Origin of the sequence: Dryocola clanedunensis subsp. sulfonylureivorans (assembly GCF_016756775.1) — a bacterium.
GTDB lineage: Bacteria > Pseudomonadota > Gammaproteobacteria > Enterobacterales > Enterobacteriaceae > Dryocola > Dryocola clanedunensis.
In genome coordinates, this window is record NZ_JAERMU010000013.1 from 12,576 (window position 1) to 31,986 (window position 19,411).

14 protein-coding genes, 1 tRNA gene and 1 pseudogene are annotated in these 19,411 nt (G+C 55.2%); 3 read left to right on the top strand and 13 right to left on the bottom strand.

Annotated features, from left to right (window positions below; genetic code table 11):
* Positions 1-84: 84 nt before the first annotated feature.
* On the top strand, positions 85-996 hold the full coding sequence (locus HYQ67_RS14560) for a LysR family transcriptional regulator (protein WP_202304502.1): 912 nt from the start codon (positions 85-87) through the stop codon (positions 994-996).
* 4 nt (positions 997-1,000) lie between these two features.
* Here HYQ67_RS14560 and HYQ67_RS14565 read toward each other — a convergent pair whose 3' ends face one another.
* The gene (locus HYQ67_RS14565) at positions 1,001-2,458 is read right to left on the bottom strand and encodes an EmmdR/YeeO family multidrug/toxin efflux MATE transporter (protein WP_202304504.1); all 1,458 of its coding nucleotides are present in this window, start codon (positions 2,456-2,458) and stop codon (positions 1,001-1,003) included.
* 192 nt (positions 2,459-2,650) lie between these two features.
* On the opposite strand from HYQ67_RS14565, the gene HYQ67_RS14570 reads away from it, so the two are divergent.
* A tRNA-Asn gene (locus tag HYQ67_RS14570) sits at positions 2,651-2,726 on the top strand.
* Positions 2,727-2,813: 87 nt separating this feature from the next.
* Here HYQ67_RS14570 and HYQ67_RS14575 read toward each other — a convergent pair.
* The 5 genes from HYQ67_RS14575 to fusA all read right to left on the bottom strand — a co-directional run bounded on the left by HYQ67_RS14575 (position 2,814) and on the right by fusA (position 12,583).
* Positions 2,814-3,707: a DUF4434 family protein gene (locus HYQ67_RS14575; RefSeq protein WP_202304506.1), complete on the bottom strand. Its 894-nt coding sequence runs from the start codon at positions 3,705-3,707 to the stop codon at positions 2,814-2,816.
* Positions 3,708-6,677, bottom strand: a complete 2,970-nt coding sequence (locus tag HYQ67_RS14580; RefSeq protein ID WP_202304508.1) for a phage receptor — start codon at positions 6,675-6,677, stop codon at positions 3,708-3,710.
* Positions 6,674-8,905: a cyclic di-3',5'-guanylate-activated glycosyltransferase NfrB gene (gene nfrB / locus HYQ67_RS14585; RefSeq protein WP_202304510.1), complete on the bottom strand. Its 2,232-nt coding sequence runs from the start codon at positions 8,903-8,905 to the stop codon at positions 6,674-6,676. The genes HYQ67_RS14580 and nfrB overlap by 4 nt, the downstream gene beginning before the upstream one ends.
* A 47-nt stretch (positions 8,906-8,952) precedes the next feature.
* Positions 8,953-10,062 carry a non-hydrolyzing UDP-N-acetylglucosamine 2-epimerase gene (wecB, locus tag HYQ67_RS14590; protein ID WP_348519216.1) on the bottom strand — a complete coding sequence of 370 codons (1,110 nt, stop codon included), beginning with the start codon at positions 10,060-10,062 and terminating at the stop codon, positions 8,953-8,955.
* Positions 10,063-10,483: 421 nt separating this feature from the next.
* Positions 10,484-12,583, bottom strand: a complete 2,100-nt coding sequence (gene fusA / locus HYQ67_RS14595) for an elongation factor G (protein ID WP_202304514.1) — start codon at positions 12,581-12,583, stop codon at positions 10,484-10,486.
* Positions 12,584-12,773: 190 nt separating this feature from the next.
* On the opposite strand from fusA, the gene HYQ67_RS14600 reads away from it, so the two are divergent.
* Positions 12,774-13,079 carry an ArsR/SmtB family transcription factor gene (locus HYQ67_RS14600; protein WP_202304516.1) on the top strand — a complete coding sequence of 102 codons (306 nt, stop codon included), beginning with the start codon at positions 12,774-12,776 and terminating at the stop codon, positions 13,077-13,079.
* A 34-nt stretch (positions 13,080-13,113) separates the two neighbouring features.
* Here HYQ67_RS14600 and cobT read toward each other — a convergent pair whose 3' ends face one another.
* From cobT to sbmC, 7 genes and pseudogenes are all read right to left on the bottom strand, one after another.
* Positions 13,114-14,172, bottom strand: a complete 1,059-nt coding sequence (cobT, locus tag HYQ67_RS14605) for a nicotinate-nucleotide--dimethylbenzimidazole phosphoribosyltransferase (protein ID WP_202304518.1) — start codon at positions 14,170-14,172, stop codon at positions 13,114-13,116.
* Positions 14,173-14,202: 30 nt separating this feature from the next.
* Positions 14,203-14,943: an adenosylcobinamide-GDP ribazoletransferase gene (cobS, locus tag HYQ67_RS14610; RefSeq protein ID WP_202304719.1), complete on the bottom strand. Its 741-nt coding sequence runs from the start codon at positions 14,941-14,943 to the stop codon at positions 14,203-14,205.
* Complete coding sequence (gene cobU / locus HYQ67_RS14615) at positions 14,943-15,485, bottom strand: bifunctional adenosylcobinamide kinase/adenosylcobinamide-phosphate guanylyltransferase (RefSeq protein ID WP_202304520.1); 543 nt, start codon at positions 15,483-15,485, stop codon at positions 14,943-14,945. Before cobU ends, cobS begins: the two co-directional genes overlap by 1 nt.
* A pseudogene (locus HYQ67_RS14620) lies at positions 15,476-16,995 on the bottom strand (cobyric acid synthase). The gene cobU and the pseudogene HYQ67_RS14620 overlap by 10 nt, the downstream one beginning before the upstream one ends.
* A 246-nt stretch (positions 16,996-17,241) precedes the next feature.
* Complete coding sequence (locus HYQ67_RS14625) at positions 17,242-17,562, bottom strand: DUF496 family protein (RefSeq protein WP_202304522.1); 321 nt, start codon at positions 17,560-17,562, stop codon at positions 17,242-17,244.
* A 157-nt stretch (positions 17,563-17,719) separates the two neighbouring features.
* Entirely contained in the window at positions 17,720-18,778 is a 1,059-nt protein-coding gene (locus HYQ67_RS14630; protein ID WP_202304524.1) for an FUSC family protein, read from the bottom strand.
* Between the two features lie 129 nt (positions 18,779-18,907).
* Positions 18,908-19,378, bottom strand: coding sequence for a DNA gyrase inhibitor SbmC (gene sbmC / locus HYQ67_RS14635; protein WP_202304526.1), 471 nt, complete (start codon positions 19,376-19,378; stop codon positions 18,908-18,910).
* Between the last annotated feature and the right edge of the window lie 33 nt (positions 19,379-19,411).

Genomic DNA, 19,411 nt, shown 5'->3' on the forward strand with positions numbered 1-19,411 from the left:
CCGGAGCCATAGCGTTATGTTACCCGGCGCCGGGCTTTCGAGAAACAGACCAATAAAAACAACACTTATCCTCGGGGAGTGAAAATGCTCAGGCTGGAAGATCTTACTTTGTTTGTCAGGGCAAGCGCGCTAAACAGTTTTAGCGAAACCGCTCGCGAAGCAGGACTGCAGCCTGCGCAGGTCAGCACAGCCATTAAGCGGCTGGAGAAAATCCTCAACGTTCGTCTTTTTGCGCGCTCCACCCGCAGCCTGCGCCTGACGCCGGAGGGCGAAAACTGGCTGCCCTATGCTATTGAGGCATTGCAGGCGCTGGAAACAGGTATGGAGCAGATCCAGCCGGCAAACGATGAGGTACGCGGCGTGCTACAAATTGCCGTCCCCTCCGATCTGGGCCGCAATATCATGCTGCGTGTGTTTCAGGCGTTCCGTCACCGTCATCCCGCCCTGCAGCTGAAGATCCTCTTTTCCGATCAAATCGCCGACGTGTTTAAAGACCCTGTTGATATCGCTTTTCGCTACGGTATCAACGACGACGCGTCATTCGTCGCCCTCCCCCTCGCCCCGAACAATCGCCGCGTTATCGTCGCCTCGCCTGGCTATCTGGAACGTTTCGGCGAGCCCAAAACCATCGCGGATTTAACCCACCACAATGCGCTGACCTATTTGCTCAAAGGACGGGTATTCGACAAGTGGACATTCACGCAGGATGGCAACGTGCATCACGTCGCGGTGAAAGGCTCGATGATGAGCGATGATGCCGAGGTGATACGCCGTCTGGCTATCAGCGGCGAAGGCATTGCGTTCAAGTCATGGCTGGACGTCAGCGAGGATGTCGCCGCAGGCAGGCTGAAGGTGCTGCTCGAACAGTATCAGGGCGATGCGGTGCCGCTGAGCCTGATTTGCCCACACCGCAAGCAGCTCTCTGCTACGGTGCGGTTGCTGCATGAAGCAGTGAAGCAGCGCTGTGACGCGCTGCTCGAAGGTTTGCCGCAATAACGTCTCAGGCAGGGGGCAGTTCGGCTCTCTCTTCGATCTGCTGCTGGCGGATACGAGGATATTTTTTCAGCCAGCGTCCGCTTACCATGCGCCAGTAGAAGAACGCGCCGCGGACGGCCCAGTCGAAGAACATGCCCAGCCAGACGCCCACCACGCCCATGCCCAGCACAATCCCCAGCGTATAGCCTGCCACCACGCGGCAGCCCCACATGCCGAGCATTGATACCCACATCGCAAAGCGTGCGTCACGCGCCCCCTTCAGGCCCGCTGGCAGAACCCAGGAAGCGGCCCAAATCGGCATGAAAGCGGCGTTCATCCAGATCAGCACTTTCACCACCTCTTTCACGTCATCTTCATGCGTGTAGAACGAGGCAAACAACCCGGCGAAAGGCGCGGTGCCCCAGGCGATAATCGTCAGTCCAATAGTGGAGAGCCAGAAGACATGGCGCAGCTGCCGCTCCGCCTGGCCAATCTGGCCTTTACCCAGCCGCCTGCCGACAATGATCGTCGAGGCGGAGCCAAGGGCGTTGCCCGGCAGGTTAATGAGTGAAGCGATGGAGAAGGCAATGAAGTTACCGGCGATAACGTTGGTGCCCATCCCGGCGACGAACATCTGCGTCAGCAGCTTCCCGCCGTTGAACAGCACGGATTCAATACTGGCCGGGATACCAATGCCGAGGACTTCCCAGAGAATATTGAGTTTTAGCGGCGTGAAGTAGCTTTTCAGCGAAATGCGCAGCGCCGGGTTAAAGCCAATCATCAGCACATAAACAATGCCGATGGCACCGATATAGCGGGAAATAGTCAGCCCCAGGCCCGCCCCGACAAACCCCATCCCCTGCCAGCCAAAGAGGCCGTAGATCAGCACGCTGCTGATCATAATGTTAAGAATGTTCATGCCGCCGTTGATCAGCAGAGGGATTTTGGTATTGCCCGCCCCGCGCAGCGCCCCGCTGCCGATCAAGGCAATGGCTGCCGCGGGGTAGCTCCAGACCGTGGTTTGCAGATAAGAGAGCGCCAGGGCTTTCACTTCCGGCGTCGCATTTCCCGCAATGACGTTAATGATGGCCTCCCCGGCAAGGTGAATACCGATGGCCAGCAGGAGGGCAATAATGGTCATTAACACAAGCGACTGCCGTGCCGCCGCGCGCGCGCGTTTCGGATCGAGCTTGCCGAGGCTGAATGCCACCACAACCGTGGTGCCCAGGTCTACCGCGGCAAAAAAGGCCATGATCACCATGTTAAAGCTATCGGCAAGCCCGACGCCCGCCATCGCTTCTTTACCCAGCCAGCTCACCAGGAAAGTGCTCAGCACCCCCATCATTAGCACACAGGTATTTTCCAGAAAAATAGGCACGGCCAGAGGAGTAATTTCACGCCAGAAGAGAACCCGATAACTTTTTCTTTTGGCATACCAGCGAGTGTTTGCCACGCGCTGGTGGAGTACGGCATGTAAGTTCAAGAGAGACCTGTGAGAGAGAAGTGAAACCACATTTCAAATAATGATTGACTAATGCTTATCCTGCAAAGAATTTTTTGCATAAACTCGTCTGAAAAGACGACAAAATGTTGATAGAACCAGCAAACGCTCGGGCAACGGCGATTTAGCCTTTGACAAACCGGACGCACTCGCTAAGATATGCCCCACACCGATTCCTCTGTAGTTCAGTCGGTAGAACGGCGGACTGTTAATCCGTATGTCACTGGTTCGAGTCCAGTCAGAGGAGCCAAATTTGAAAAGCCCGCTTAAGGAAACTTAAGCGGGCTTTTTGCTTGCTGACAATGAAGGAAAAAGCGTGGTTTTTCCTTCGTTGTGATTAGCGTCTGTCCAGCGTCCCCAGGGCCTGCGGCAAATAGCGCAGAGAGAAGTAAAGGCTGTCCTTGTGACAGGATGACTTTTTAGCAAGCAGAGCGGTAATGACCGACTCAGTTTTTGGGCTGGCGCTGAAGGTTTTTCCGGGGTTAATGCTAAATAATTCGTAGACGATACCGCTGGCAGGCGTCGCTGTCTGGCAGCCGGCCGCTGCATCCAGATAAAGCGCGCGCTGGGCCGAATTCATTTTCCCCACGCCGCTGCCGTCCTGAACCCAGACGTTAATTCCCCTTTCTTTAACCTGACGATTCAGCCCGGCAAAACTTTCCGGCGTCATGTTTCCGGCAAAGAAGCTGCTGATGTACAAAGGTTTATCAGACACGGCCGCGAGGCCAAAGCGGGTATCACCCAGCCATTTCAGCATTTGCTGACGCGACGTATCCTCCCGCCAGTTCAGATCGTCTATTTCTGCACTTATATACCAGCCGTCAGGTTCAATACCGCTCTTTTGCAGCCACGAACGCGCCTGCGAAATATCCTGCGTCCGTAGATAATTCAGATAGTTGGCCTGCGCGGCAGCGGGCTGTTTTTGACGCGTGAAAAAATCAGGATCGCTGTACAAACCGACAATGAGGCGCAAACCGGCGCTACGTGCGGCAGCCGCTTTTTGCTGTAGCGCCAGGCTTTCTGACTCATGGGTAAAAGCATCGCCATATCGAGTCCATTGCAGGATCAGTGTGTCAAACCCTTCACGACGTAGTGAATGCATCAGCGACTGCCACTTTGCTTCGCTTACCTGGTTATCCCGCAGCTGCGGCTGCCAGAAAATACCTTTCATCGCGATGGCCTGCGGGCAGATAAGCAGGAATGCCAGAAAAACAGGTGTCAGCAGTTTCATTTACCAGTGCACTCCCACGGTTAAGAATGTGTTGTTTCGCTCACCTGAATCCTGATTGATGCTCTTAAAGGTGCGCTGGTACTCTACGCCCAGGCTGATTTTATGTGGCCAGGCGTCGTATTGCGTTTCGTTAGTCCAGATATTCCACCGAACCCCTACCCCCCCGATCTGACTGCCGGTTGTTTTACCGTCCCGATATCCATTTACCTGGATATGAGCGTAAGGTTCAACCGTCTGGCCATGAGCCACTTTCTGATGCCAGCTGGCGCGATAATCCGCCGTCCAGGCCTGAATGTCCTGTCGTACATACTGGGCCGCGTCCAGGTATAAGTTTTGGGCAAACCAGCCGCTGCCGTTGGGGTGCCATTCATCGCTGAATTTACCGTTGTTAAACAGCGATGCGCTCGCACGGAGCATGGTATCCGTCTCGCCATGGTGACGATCGAGAGGAACCTGCTCTTCGATGGCAAGGTAAAGACTGTAATCATGGAGCGGTTTCCAGCGCAAACCTGCGCCCAACATAGGATCCTTGACGGGGAGCGCGACGCCACTTTCTCCCGTGTCGGCGAACAGGCGGCTGTAAACCGACAGCATATCGCCGTCCACCAGCATATTACGCCCGAGACGATACTCGGCTTCCAGCTGACCATAGCTGCGATGGCTCTGACCTGGTGCGGCACCGCCGACGCCGTTGTTTGCAGAACTGGTGGCGCCGGAGTTCAGCCCAATGGAAGAGTCAAAGCTAAACGTCCAGCGGCGGCCGATATCCTCATGAAGACAGCGGAAGTCATAACGCTGCTGGTTTTGCTCATCCGTGAGGGCTCCGGCCTCGGCCATATTATTGATTTCGTCGATAACCCTGCGGGCGTACAGCTGGGTTTGCGGGATGTCCCCAGTGCGCTCGTTAACGTAGGTGAGCTGGCGAACCAGCGCAGGATCGTCCGGGACTTTCGACAGCGCTTTTTCCAGAGCCGCTCTGGATTGGGCGTAATCGCCATTGTCCCAAAGCGCGTAACCCAGCGCTGACTGCCAGGCACTGTTTTCTGGCTCCATTGCCACAGCCTGCTGTAAATCGCTCACCGCGGCGGCGGGCTGGCCCGACTGGCGATAAACGGTCGCTCTTGAAGCATAGGCTCTTGCGGAAGGCTGAACGGAAATCGCCTTTGTGAAGTCGTTTAGCGCCAGCTGCGGCTGAGCGGGAAGATAGCGCTGGGCGTGAAGCCACCAGTACGATTCGGTGTTATCCAGACCGCGCTTTTGCATTGCCAGCAGCCAGTTGTCGCGTGACGCGGCATCGCCCGCTGCCTGCGCCGTATTGGCTGCCGCCAGCAGATCCTGGCCGGTCATCTCTGCCGGAGCGAGCGTTTTCCAGGCTGCCAGCGCGGTTGCGTAATCTTTGACCTGATAAGCCTGATAGGCCACCGCTCGGTGATGGTAGGCATCCGGCTGGCGCGCTTCGCTCTGCTGGAATGCGTACAGCGCCACGCCCGGTAAATCATCGCGGTAGCACTCCGCGACCTTGCTCCATGCCTCTGCATGATAAGCGGGGGACATATCGCCCAGTAATTGCCTTACCGTTGCACAATCGTTCCCCACGCCGGGCAGCGCTATCTGCATCTGGCGAAGATCGGCGTCGGGGAGCGGCTGCGCCAGACGTGCCTTTTGCGCAGGGGTTGCCCATTCGGGATGCGAATCTAATAACCCCGAAAGCCGGGTCAGCAAGCTTCGGGCCTGACGGGAGTCGCCACCAAACGGATAGCGTCGCAGCAATAGCCCCGCAGCCTCCCGGGGACGACCTGCCTGCATCAGCAGCCAGCTTAATCGATCGAGGTTATGAAGATTGGCGGGATGGCGAACATAGATTTGCCGCGCAAGACGCAATGTTTCTGGATTGTTGTGGGTGGCAACGCTGACGGCATAACGTTCATCCAGCATTTCGCCTGCGGGAAGCGAAGCCAGAAGCGAAGTCGCCGTGGCGTAATCTTTTGCCTTTAACGCCGCGGGTAACGTCGCACCGACCAGGTAACGACGGTTTTCAGCGAACTGCGCAGAGTATCTCCCCTGCGCCCGTTGAGGGTCAGCGCTGTAACGGGAAAGCAGATAAAGCCAGCGCTGTTCCTGCTGCGCACTCTCGAACTGGGGCTTGTGCTGCGCCAGGTAAGTTTGCAGGCGCGGAATGTCACCCCGGGTTTCCAGCGAGCCTGCATAAACGAGCACTTCGTCAGGAGTATCGAACTTGCCCTGCGCCTGCAGTTCGTCAATGCGCTTGTCGAGATGGCCGGCCAGCAGCACATCAAACCACTGCTGCTTCTGCACCGCGCTCAAAGTAAACTGGCGGGAAAATATGTCATCCGCCCTCTGCCACTCTTTGAGATAAATTGCCCGCTGTAAAATTTCGTTACGCAGGGCCAGGCCCTGCGGCGAGGCTGAAAATTTAGCGTCTTTTAGCTGCGCCTGCGCAATATCCAGCGCCTTTAAACGCAGCGCATTTTCACCGACCTCGCTTCGGCAGCGGTCAGAAACGTTGGCGTCACAGCGCTTTTCCTGCGCCAGTAGGTCAGCTCTTGAGGTAATTTGTTCAGGCTTCACGGGGATCGCTGCCAGCTGCGTTTCCAGCAGTGCGTTGCCCGGCTGGCGCTTTAGCTCGCGGGTTAGCAGTTCGGAAGCGCGATCGTCGTGACCGAAGTGACGCAATGCCTCGGCCAGATAGAGCGTCAGCGGCACACTTTCAGGCACCTGCTGATGGATATACTCGAACTCCTCGATGGCCGTTTTTTCATCGCCTCGCTTCTGCGCGTTAAGCCCCTTTTCCAGATGAGGATAGATGACGAAATGGCGGTAATTGCTTAGCCCAAGCTCCGCTGCGCTGGTGCCGATAGCAGCCTGCGCCACAGCGCTACTGCTGAGCAATGAAGCCATCGCCAGGCTGATGAGGCGCGGACGGAAACCGACTCTGTTCTCTTTTTTCATGCGAATTCCAGCTCCAGTTCCTTTATCTGCCCGGCCGTCAATCCTGCTTCTGTTAACAAGGACTGTATCGAGACCTGTAACGATTGCTGCTGCGTCAGTATTCGTTCCAGCGTCTCCTGGGGGATGACCCCTTCGCTGACAAGAAATTCGCCCAGCGCCAGTTCGCTCCGCTCATGGCGCAGCAGCAGCACGCTCATGGCTGAGTGATTGATGTGGCCTAACGAAGTGAGCACTTCAGCAAACAGGATCTGGCGAGGAACGAAGGTCTGCCAGATTTCCTCTGCCTGCTGCCGGGTCAACCAGCCGCGGGAGACCGCCGCTTGTACCATGCCGCGTTCATCCGGATTACGGTGCCTTGCGTACCAATAGCGCAAGCCGGTAACCACCTGGCCGCGAGGAACAATGACATATTTGACAGCGTGTTCCATTTTGCGCTCAAGCGCCGCCAGAGAGACCGGGTCAATTCCGTTTTCACTGGCTACGGTCAGCACATTATCTTCCAGCCTCAAAGGCAAAACGGCGTAGCGCAGGGCTACGTTCGCGGGCATTTCTCTAATTAATGACTCAGGGATATCCCAGGCGTCGACGGACTCCGTCTCCACGCCACTTTGCTCTGCCAGCGCAGCGGCAAGCTGCTGCGCGGTAATCATTCCCTGTGTCAGCAGCGACCCGCCGAGGCGCAAGCCGGAAATCCGGTTCGTCAGCCCGTGCTCAAGCTGCTCAACGGTAATCACCTGATGCTCGATAAGAATCTGTCCTAACGGGCGCAACGCACGGTTTTCTCCGCTTACGCTCGGGAAGTCATGCGTCGTTTTGTCCCACGCCACGCGGCGGGGATCGCCGTGCTGGATAACCTGGCTTAGCGCCCGCCAGTTAGCCATAAAGTTGATCATGTTTCCCCAAAACAGGCGCAGGATGGAGAGCAGCCCCTGCTTCAGGCCGTAGTAGACCGTCACAAATATCACGCGCTGCAAAATACGGTTGGCCATCAGCGCAAAGTTAATCCACAACAATCCCTCAAGCCACGGCCCGCCGGTGAAAATCGACAGAAATTGCCAGGCGTCTGGCCAGACTCGCTGATAAATCAGCAGCAGCACCAGCTGGACCATAACGATCATCGCGAAAAAGCTCAGAAAGTTGCTGATCGCCCCTTTTCTGTCGCGCCACAGGAAGTAGTTCAGCGTCGGGCTGCTGGTCCAGCGGTGGGTCTTAAAACCCTGAAAGACAATGCCAATGATCCAGCGGGATTTCTGCCGCATGGCGGTAGTAAAAGTATCCGGGAAGTATTCACGAACGCAGATCACCGAGGAAGAACGCGCCCGCTGCAGAAATTTGCGTGAGTGGTTGTTCTCCTGAGGAGTGACGACCGGGAAGCGCACAAACACTTCACTCATGCCTTTGGCCTTCAGACGGAAGCCAATATCATAATCTTCGGTCAAACTTTGCACGTCGAAAGCCACACCGTCACCATCCGCCAGCAGCGCCATCACGGCCCTTCGGCTAAAGCATGTCCCTACCCCGGCGCTGGGAACCTGGCCTGCGATAGCTTCGCGAACCGGGACGTCTTTGCCGTGAAGCTCAGCGAACTCATCGATATAGGACATGCTCGTCAGGTGCGTCCATTTCCGCTCGAACGGGTACACCGGGATCTGGATTAAATCTTTACGGTCGACCAGGTAGTTAAATAACCGTAACTCCATCGGCGAGATGACATCTTCTGCATCGTGCAGAATAAACCCTGAAAAGGTGAAGTTAGCGCTGCGTTCAAACTGCGTAATAGCATCGAGTATATTATTCAGGCAGTCCGCTTTACTGGTTGGCCCGGGACGCGCACAGACCACTTTATGGACATTGGGAAAACGCGCGCAGACTTCATCGACGTCGCGCTGGGTGTCCGGATCGTTCGGGTAAGTCCCGACAAAAATATGGTAGTTCTCGTAATCGAGCGTCATGGCGGCCAGTTCAGCCATATTGCCAATCACGCCCGTCTCATTCCATGCCGGCACCATGATAGCCAGCGGTTTTTCATCTGGCTTATAAAGCTCGGTATAATCCATATGCGGATGATGGCGGTAGACGGTAAAGGCGCGCAGGATGCGCCTCCCCCAATAAACAACGTCGATAAAGAGGTCATCTAATCCGCTGATCATCATCATTATTGCAAGCGTCAGCGCAATAAACTTCAGGGCATAAAGATAAGTCGAGAAAATATCTACAAACCAGTTCATTGCATTAACCAATTAAAATGAAATAAGACGGTCATGACGGATAGCGATCAATCACTGATTCTGTTCTTAAAGAACTCAACGAGGGCCGAGACGATAATATCGCTGGCATGCCCGTCACCATAAGGCGAAGAGGAAACAACCATACTGTCCCAGGCCTTCTTATCGTCTAACAGCCGGGAGACTTCATTGACAATGTTCTGCTCATCAGTACCCGCAAGCTTTGTCGCCCCCACGGCCAGAGCGGCCATTCGCTCGGTTTCCTGACGCAGAACCAGCACCGGTTTGCCTAATGCAGGCGCTTCTTCCTGAACACCACCGGAATCAGAAAGGATCAGATAAGAGCGCTTCATCGCGGCGACAAATTGCTCATAACCCAAAGGATTAACTAATTTGATCCGCTCATTCTCTGAAAGAATGCCATAGACCGTATCCCGGACGTGCGGGTTAGGGTGAACGGGGAACACAACGCAAATATCTTCGTATTTATTAATTAACGTGCGCAATGCGTTGCAGATATTAATAAGCGGTTCACCGAAATTTTCCCGACGGTGAGAGGTGACCAGTACAAGCCTTGCGTTTTCAGGGATGGTGAAGCCGGGGTCAACATCAAGCGCAGCAGTCTGCAGCAGCGCATCAATCACCGTATTGCCGGTGACGATGATTTTTTCATCGCTAATCCCTTCGCGCAGCAGATTTTCTTTGGCCATCGCGGTCGGTGCAAAATGTAGGGTTGAAAGATGCCCCGCCAGTATCCGGTTACCCTCTTCCGGGAAAGGTGAATAGAGATCGTTGCTTCGCAGTCCCGCCTCGACGTGGGCAAAAGGAATTTGCCGATAAAAAGCGGCCAGCGCAGCCGTGAATACGGTTGTGGTATCCCCCTGCGCGACAACCATATCTGGCTTGAAGTTTTCCAGGACAGCATCTATTCCGGTCATCAATTTCGCCGTCAGCTCCGGCAGTGTTTGATTCGGCGTCATGACATCAAGGTCGTAATCGTATTTTATCTCAAAGATATTAAAGACCTGATCTAACAGATGACGATGCTGCGCCGTGGCAAGAACACGGACTTCAAACATAGCGTTTTTTTGTAGCGCTTTAATTACCGGCGCCATTTTTATCGCTTCAGGACGCGTGCCTGCAACGCATAAAATTTTGATTTTATTCATCTGTATTCTCAGAAATGGGAGAGCCAACTTGATGAATAAATTTTACGACAAGTCCATGAATGGACCGCGGGAATTTCATTTAAATAAAAACCTTACGAAACATTTTGTTTCATCAGGAATCCATTTGAATAATAATTTTCACCTACTTACAGTTAATACGTGTCAAATATTTTAATGAATGCACTCTCACTTTATTTTAATTCTCTGCATTTGTTTTATACGCACCGCCCTGCAATATTACCGCTCGATCACCTCCTGTTAAATTAATTAAAAATGGATTGGTGCTCACATTCAGCTTCACCATAGGATTATATAAATAAGCAGTATTAATGCGTAATTTTCAATGAGGCCAGTGCTGATACCAGCACATGGCCTTCCTGAAAGGTAAGTAAGGTTTCCCATTACCGATGGGTTACTTTTTACGGCTGGCAATAATGTCGTCCGCCACGTTGCGCGGGGCTTCCGCGTAGTGGTGGAATTCCATATTGTAAGTCGCGCGTCCCTGGGACATGGAACGCAGCGTGGTAGAATAGCCAAACATTTCCGACAGCGGCACATCGGCGCGAATGATATGGCTGCCCAGCCGTTCATCCATGCCCTGCACCATGCCGCGCCGTGAGGAGAGATCGCCCATCACGCTACCGGCGTAGTCTTCCGGGGTTTCCACCTCAACGTGCATTATCGGCTCGAGGATCACCGGGTCAGCCCGCTTCGCCCCCTCTTTGAAGCCCAGAATGGCTGCCATTTTGAAGGCCATTTCCGAGGAGTCCACGTCATGGTACGAACCAAAGGTTAGCGTTGCCTTGACGTCCACCACCGGATAGCCCGCAAGCACGCCGCTGTTCAGCGCTTCGCGAATGCCTTTTTCCACGGAGGGAATGAACTCGCGCGGCACCACGCCGCCTTTAGTAGCATCTTCGAAAGCAAAGCCCTTACCGGCTTCCTGCGGCTCGAGTGTCAGCACCACATGACCATACTGGCCTTTACCGCCAGACTGCCGGACAAACTTACCCTCAACCTCTTTCACCGCTTTGCGAATGGTTTCGCGATAGGTGACCTGCGGACGCCCAATGTTCGCCTCCACGCCAAACTCGCGCTTCATGCGGTCAACGATAATCTCGAGGTGCAGCTCGCCCATGCCGGAAATGATGGTCTGCCCGGATTCCTCGTCCGTATGCAGCCGGAACGAAGGATCTTCCGCAGCCAGACGCTGGAGCGCAATACCCATGCGTTCCTGGTCCGCTTTGGTTTTCGGCTCAATAGCCAGCGAGATCACCGGCTCCGGGAACTCCATGCGTTCCAGGGCAACCACGGCATTCGGGTCGCACAACGTGTCGCCGGTTGTGACATCTTTCAGACCGACGCAGGCGGCAATGTCACCCGCACGCAGCTCCTCGACCTCATGACGATCGTTGGCATGCATCGCAACGATGCGCCCGATGCGCTCCTTCTTGCCCTTAACCGGGTTATAAACCGAGTCGCCCTTTTTCAGCACGCCGGAATAGACGCGGATAAACGTCAGCTGCCCGACGTAGGGATCGGTCATCAGCTTGAACGCCAGCGCTGAAAACGGCTCGTTGTCATCCGCATGGCGTTCGACCTCCTGCCCTTTTTCATCCACGCCCTTGATGGACGGAATATCCAGTGGCGAAGGCATCAGCTCCACCACCGCGTCGAGCATGCGCTGCACGCCTTTGTTCTTGAACGCGCTGCCGCACAGCATCGGCTGGATTTCCCCAGCGACGGTGCGGGCACGCAGGCCAGCGACGATCTCTTCTTCGCTCAGATCGCCCGTTTCAAGATACTTGTCCATCAGGGCCTCAGTGGCTTCCGCTGCTGCGGACACCATCTTCTCGCGCCATTTCTGCGCGGTGGCGAGCAGCTCATCAGGCACAGGCTCATAGCTAAAAGCCACGCCCTGAGTAGCATCATCCCATACGATTTCGCGCATTTTGATCAGGTCAATCACGCCGGTGAAATGATCTTCACTGCCTATCGGAATCACAATCGGCACCGGGTTAGCCTTCAGGCGGTCGATCATCATCTGCACGACGCGGAAGAAATCAGCGCCCTGGCGATCCATTTTGTTCACGAAGGCCAGCCGCGGCACGTGGTATTTATTGGCCTGTCGCCACACCGTTTCCGACTGTGGCTGGACGCCACCTACCGCGTCATAAACCATTACAGTGCCATCCAGCACGCGCATCGAGCGTTCCACCTCAATGGTGAAATCGACGTGCCCTGGGGTATCAATAATGTTGATACGGTGCGGTTCAAAGCTTTTGTCCATGCCGGGCCAGAAACAGCTAACCGCCGCGGAGGTAATGGTTATCCCGCGCTCCTGCTCCTGCGCCATCCAGTCTGTCGTTGCTGCGCCATCGTGAACTTCACCCAGTTTATGGCTCATGCCGGTATAAAACAGGATGCGTTCGGTAGTGGTCGTTTTACCGGCATCGATGTGGGCGGAAATACCAATGTTGCGATAGCGTTCGAGGGGGATGGGTCGGGGCATGATGCGTCCTTAGTCTGTTGACCGTTGGCGGCGGAAGTGCCGCGTTTTATTGTTCGCCATCATCATAGTACAACTGTACGAGTACATTCGAACTATTGCAGCTATCGTTTATCTCAATGGTGCCACGTGGCGCTGGCCGCGCGGTTTGGGTATATTGTCGGCCGCTAACCGCCAACGAGACAGGTAGAGTATGATCGCCAATCACCCCGAACGTGAACAAATCCGCCTGGAAAATGTCCTTTTTGCGCTGGGCAACCCTCTGCGGCTGGATATCGTTCGCACCCTGGCGGAACAGGGGGAGCTGGCGTGCGGAAACCTGCGCAAGGACATAGCGAAGTCGACCATGACGCATCACTGGCGCGTGCTGCGCGACAGCGGCGTGATCTGGCAGCGGCCGCAGGGCCGGGAAAATTTGATTTCCCTGAGAAGAGAAGATCTGGATGCGAAATTTCCAGGCCTGCTGGAAACGCTGCTGCGGGTAATGCAGGAGGAATGAGGGTTACCTTATCTGAAAGAAGGTAACCGCAGGCTTACTTGCTTTCAGGCAACACGATATTGCTGTCCGCCAGCGTCCCCATTTGGTTAGACATCGCGCATGCCGCATCAACGATATGCATCGCCAGCGCCGCGCCGCTGCCTTCGCCGAGGCGCATACCCATCTGCAAATATGGCTCAAGCCCAAGTGCCTTTAACGCAATCTGCGCGCCCTTCTCTGCCGACTGGTGCGAAGGGATGAGATAGTCGCGAACGCCCGGTGCGATAGCACAGGCGGCCAGCGCCGAGGCATAAGAAAGATAACCATCAAGCACCACCGGCAGCCCTGCTGCTGCCGCGCCCAGCATCACGCCGGTCATCCCTGCCAGATCGAATCCGCCGACCTTCGCCAGCACGTCGATACCGTCATGAGCATCAGGTTGGTTAATCTCCAGCGCCCGGCGAACCACGGCGACTTTATTGGCCATTTTGTCACCCGGCAGATTTGCGCCCATGCCTACGGTTTGCAGCGGATCGCTGTCGGTAAAGACGCTCACCATGGCTGCCGCTGGCGTGGTGTTTGCCATACCCAGCTCGCCAACGCCGAACAAGCGTACGCCTTCCGCCGCTTTCGCCAGCGTCAGTTTCGCCGTTGCCAGCAGCAACTCTTCCGCCTGCTGGCGTGACATGGCTGGCCCCTGCGCGATGTTGCCGCAGCCACGAGCGACTTTCATGTTCAGCACGCCCGGCAGCGGCTCGCTGTCCACCCCGACATCGACCACGGTAACCTCTGCGCCCGCCAGCGCGCCCAGCACGCATACGCCCGTAGTATGACGAGTCATATTCATGGTCTGAATCGCGGTGACCATCTGCGGTGCAACCGCAACGCCTTCGGCATACACGCCGTGATCCGCACACATCACCAGAATCGCCTTGCGCTGCGTGTCCAGGCCATCTTTCATCCCCGACATTCCCGCAAGCTGCACGGCAAGAGACTCCAGGCGACCGAGACTTCCCTGAGGTTTCAAAAGACCGTCGATATGCTGCTGTGCATCTGCCATTTTGTCGTGGTTGAGCGGAGCAATTGCCGCCAGAAGTGAAGCCAGTGTCTGCATTGATTTCTTCTCTGTACAGTTGAGCGGACGCTAAAGCAGCGCCAGCAGGAAAACCACTTCGCCTAATTCAATAGCCGCACCGAGCGTATCGCCCGTATGGCCTCCCAGCGTCCGGCGCAGCGCCCAGGCAAATGCCATCATCGCAGCAAGCGTAATAGCGAAGGCCCAGATACCGGCCACCGGCACCAGCAGGACGCACAAAAGCGCTCCGCACGCCAGCGTGACGGCTGTCTGCATCCCGCTGACCTTGCCAATAAACAGGTTGCCCATGCCGGATTCTCTGGCGTATTTCTGACGATACATCAGCATCACGCAGGCAGCCCTTCCCGCGACCGAAGCCCCAGCCAGCACGCCGAGCATGTTGTTACCGCGTAAAGATAACTCGCTGACCAGCAGCACCTTAGCAAACAGCACGAAGATCAGCGCCAGGCCACCGTGCGTGCCAAGGCGGCTGTCGCGCATGATCTCCAGCATTTTTTCTCTGGTTCGGGCCGAAAAAACGCCGTCGAAGGTATCGGCGAGGCCGTCGAGATGAAAGCCCCCGGTCAGCAAAGCCAGCGCCAGAACATAGCCCAGCGCTGCCAGCGGCAGGCCGCTCCAGGGTTGCAGGACCATAAAGACCAGGCCGGCAAGACTGCCCAACAGCAGGCCGACGAAGGGGAAGGTGATAATACCGCGCACGTACTGGTTAACCTCAAGCCCCTGCGACCAGCGGCCTGGCACCGGTAAACGGCTCATAAACTGCAGCATGGCGAAGAACAAACGGAAGATCATTTTATTTTCACTCCTATCCCTGAGACCACCAGCCAGACCGCTTCGGCCTGCGCTGCCAGACGCTGATTTACCCTACCCGCAATATCCCGGAAATACCGTGCCAGACGGTTCTCCGGCACGATGCCCATCCCCACTTCATTGGTCACCAGATACACCGGCGCCGGACAAGTCGCACAGGCAGCAAGCAGCCCATCAATGTGTTGATTGACCTGCTGCTCTAAAAAGCCGAACTCCCACTCCTCTTCCGGCACGCCGTTCGCGGCGTCGTACATGACGTTGGTGATAAGCGTAGTGATGCACTCCAGCAGTATTGCCTCACCCGGATCGTTATCCGGGCCAATCAGGGACTGCCAGCCACGATATTGTTCAACGGTGCGCCAGTGCGCGGGACGTGAAGCGCGGTGGTGGGCAATGCGCTCCGCCATCTCCGGGTCGAGGATTTTTGAGGTGGCGATATAAAGCACGCGCTCACTGGCAGAAACGAGCCGCTCGGCATGGCTGCTTTTGCCGCTGCGCGCGCCGCCGGTAATCAGGTACATGGTTGCTCCTGGTGCTCATGCATAATCTGATAAATACGCGCAATATCGATATTCTCGCGCATTGCGCTGGCAAGGATGTCGAACTGCTGCTGCTATAATCAAACCGCTCGCCGCTCCATGCCGCAAGCCCCTTACGAACACGCAGATTGTCGATGAGCGCCCGGGTAAACTCCCCATTATCAAATATGCCGTGCAGATAGGTTCCCAGAACGTTTCCTGACTCATCTGTAGCGCCGTCCAGGCTGTCGTAAGGCTGGGCGTTGCAGACCTCCAGCCGGGCGAAAGGCCGGACATGCGGCCCGCGCTGCGTTTCACCCATATGGATTTCGTAGCCTGCAATATCGTAAGCCATTTCTGCGCTAATACCGCCTGGCAGCGTCTGCCCCACCACGCGAGTGGTTGTTTTCACGCTGGCAAAATGGGTCGTCACATCCAGCAGCCCAACACCCGGCATTTCAGCCAGCCCGGACTCCACGCCATCGTAGATATGCCTGCCAAGCATCTGGTAGCCGCCGCAAATCCCCACAACCATGCCGCCGGAGCGATGATGAGCATGTAATGTTGGCTCCAGCCCTCGCTCGCGCAGCCACCGCAAATCGCTTAAGGTGTTTTTGCTGCCGGGAAGGATGATGAGATCGCAGTTCTCTAGCTCATGAGGTTGGGTAACGTAGCGCAGGCGCACGTCCGGCTGGGCAGCCAGCGCGTTAAAATCTGTGAAATTAGACATGTACGGCAGCTGAATGACCACCACGTCGATATCTTTGGGCGTGATTTCGTCGTATTTACCGCGTTCAAGCACCACGCTGTCTTCATCTTCCAGATCGACCTTCAGCCACGGCATGACGCCCAGCACCGGCACGCCGGTGAGCGCTTCGATTTGCTCAACGCCCGAATAGAGCAGGGCTTTGTCGCCCCGAAATTTATTGATGATGACGCCCTTCACACGCCATTTTTCATGCGCGAGAAGAAGGGCAATCGTACCGTAGATCGCCGCAAACACGCCGCCCCGGTCGATATCCGCCACCAGAATGACAGGGCATTCGGCCAGCTCCGCCATCCCCATATTGACGATATCGCGGTCGCGAAGGTTGATTTCCGCCGGGCTGCCCGCCCCTTCCAGCACCATAACGTCATATTCAGAGGCTAAGGACTGGTACGTTTGTTGGATCTGCGCACGGAGCTGCGGTTTGTAATTATGGTAGCTCACCGCGTCCATGTTACTGGCCACCTTCCCCATCAGCACCACCTGCGCCTGACAATCGCTGGTTGGTTTAAGCAGCACGGGGTTCATGCGCACGTCCGGCGCAATACCAGCCGCTTCGGCCTGGAAGATCTGCGCCCTGCCCATCTCTTTGCCGTCTGGCGTAATCCCTGAGTTAAGGGCCATGTTTTGCGATTTAAAAGGCGCGGTACGCAGACTATCCTGGGCAAAAATACGGCACAGACCGGCCACCAGCACGCTTTTCCCTACATCAGATGCGGTTCCCTGAATCATGACAGCGGCAGACATCCCGACTCCTTAATAGAAGGTTTGAAAGGCAGACGTAAAAAAACCGCCGGACCGGCGGTTTCAGACTGGTGACAAACCTAAAGCGAATGAATTTCGCAAAGATCTCACCGAATAAATAATCAGGAAAATCAATTCATTGATTTTCGCCTGCTTACCACAAAGAAGGAAAAACCACGCTTTTTCCTTCTTTGTCAGCCATCTAAAACCGCCGGACCGGCGGTTTTAAAGACTTCAGAACAGCAGAACTTAGTCTGCTTTCAGCTCGCCCATAGTTTTGAGCTTTTTGGAAATTTCACGACGCTCTTTAGACAGCTCAGCGTTCTTGATGATGTAGTCATCCACGCGGTCTTCATAGTCGGTTTTCATGCTGGCAATGATACCCTGGATAGCTTCGATGCTCATACCAGGCTTGATGTAGTCACTCAGGTTGTCCAGCAGCAGAACGCGTTTTGAGTTATCGCGGATCTTTTTCTCAACGTCCTGGATTTCACGTTGCAGCTTGTTCTTACGGCGGAACAGACGCACAAATTCCAGAACGTCCTGGAATGAAGGCTTAATATTTTCCATTTTTACACCCCTGCTAATTCATACTCGGATTCATTAAGACAACAGCCACCATAGTGGTAGCGGCTGCCGTTGACAATAATTTATCGGTCGCTTGCCCTATCTTAACCTCAAATAGTGCTGAATCGAAACCAGCATTGTAAAAGCTGATGTTTGCGCACTATTTTCTGAGCGCCCGACAGATGAGCTGCGACAGTAATTCCAGCTGGCGGGCCAGCTCCAGACTCAACCACACATAACCGTGAATCGGCGTCTCCTGTAGCGCGTTACCCTGCCCCTCCTGCATCAGCAGCCGGAGTTCGCTGGTAATTTCGGAGAGCTTTTCTGTATTGGCCGCAATGGGGGACGGATTCCCCTCCTGTAAGGCCAGGGCAATGGCCTGCAATGTCTTTTGCGTCATTTGCTGCGTGTCGCGCAGCGTACGGGCATTGATCATCAAAAAGTGGCTGGCACGCGAAGCCCACCAGGCATTAATTTGCAGCTCTAGCGTACAGATCATATTGCGGCTAACTTTTTGAATCGCTTCAAGAATAGACTTCTGGATACGCGTCTCTTTGCTGGCAGGGCCTATCAGCGAACGCATTTTCACCACGTCATTGAGAATATTAAGCAGCGGTTTCTCAAGGCGCGGACGCTCAAGCAAATTGGGCGAAAAGCCAGCGTTATAGATACGGCCAAAAGCGGTGACAAAGTTTGCCATCTGGATTCGCCAGTGGATGAACGCCCGTTGAGGATAGATGCTGGTGAAAAGCATCGCCAGCAGCGAACCAAAAATGACGTCGCCACTTCGCCAGAGCGCAAGCTCCATATTGCCCGCGGGGGCACCAATGACCACGGAAAGGGTAATACCAATCAGCAGAGCCTGATAGGGCCGCTTGCCTAGCGCCAGATACCCGCACAAGAACATGGCAACGGCGCACCAGATGAGCATCAACGGCAGTGAATAAAGTTCAAGGCGTAGCGCGACCAGCCCGAGCGCGGCACCAAATATCGTGCCGCCGATGCGCTCAAACGCGCGGGGAACCACGTTGCCCCAGAAAGAGATAGGCCCCATCACGACGACAAGCGTAATCAATGGCCAGGTGCCTTCAGGCACGTCCAGCAGGCGCACGATAAGAAAAGTAAGCACAAAGGCTAAAGCGATGCGGATGCCATGCACCGTTCGGTAATGGCCGTAGACACGCATTTCAAGGGGGCTGAGTGATTTATCGGGGCGCACACCCGTCTCCAGAAACGAAAAGCGTAATTGTAACAGAGGAAAGCCAGACACCCGAAATACGTGGCTTTCGGGTGTTTGGGTTAGATCAATCTACAGCGTAATAATGCGCTTGCTTTTATCGGCAATATATCAATTTTTACTGGAAACGGAGATATACATATCGATATCCCACGCGCCGCTTTGCGTTCCGTCGTTCAGGTAGTGCTCAAAACACGGTTTTCCAGTCACTGCATAGCGCGAATCAGCCAGCAGTTTTTCAAAGAACAGGTTCCATGGTTTTGCGAAATCGTTGTCTTCCACTCTGGCGCGAGCCACGGCGTACTGCCCGCCTTCGATATGGGTGGTGATCACGCCCTCGCTGTTTTCTGGCACCTCAAAGTCTTCGGCGATGGCGATAGTCGTGTCACACCGCAGTTTTTCTGCCGGTACAACTTCAGGATTGTCGTAATAGACGGCGAGCCATTCAGTTTCAGGTACCTGATGGGCTCGTATCCACATACCGAGCTGCTCAAATCCCTGATGAACCGTTTTTTCCCATGGGCCAACCATATGAAAACCGGCGACTTTCTTTTGCGTAACCTGCTTTATCGTGAATTCCATAGCCTCTCCTCATCGGATTAATTAACTGTATAT

Bases quoted from the DNA above. Each gene is read 5' to 3' on its own strand.
- HYQ67_RS14560 (WP_202304502.1), top strand. From the start codon at position 85: ATGCTCAGGCTGGAAGATCTTACTTTGTTTGTCAGGGCAAGCGCGCTA.
- HYQ67_RS14575 (WP_202304506.1), bottom strand. From the start codon at position 3,707: ATGAAACTGCTGACACCTGTTTTTCTGGCATTCCTGCTTATCTGCCCG.
- HYQ67_RS14580 (WP_202304508.1), bottom strand. From the start codon at position 6,677: ATGAAAAAAGAGAACAGAGTCGGTTTCCGTCCGCGCCTCATCAGCCTG.
- nfrB (WP_202304510.1), bottom strand. From the start codon at position 8,905: ATGAACTGGTTTGTAGATATTTTCTCGACTTATCTTTATGCCCTGAAG.
- fusA (WP_202304514.1), bottom strand. From the start codon at position 12,583: ATGCCCCGACCCATCCCCCTCGAACGCTATCGCAACATTGGTATTTCC.
- HYQ67_RS14600 (WP_202304516.1), top strand. From the start codon at position 12,774: ATGATCGCCAATCACCCCGAACGTGAACAAATCCGCCTGGAAAATGTC.
- cobT (WP_202304518.1), bottom strand. From the start codon at position 14,172: ATGCAGACACTGGCTTCACTTCTGGCGGCAATTGCTCCGCTCAACCAC.
- cobU (WP_202304520.1), bottom strand. From the start codon at position 15,485: ATGTACCTGATTACCGGCGGCGCGCGCAGCGGCAAAAGCAGCCATGCC.
- HYQ67_RS14625 (WP_202304522.1), bottom strand. From the start codon at position 17,562: ATGGAAAATATTAAGCCTTCATTCCAGGACGTTCTGGAATTTGTGCGT.
- sbmC (WP_202304526.1), bottom strand. From the start codon at position 19,378: ATGGAATTCACGATAAAGCAGGTTACGCAAAAGAAAGTCGCCGGTTTT.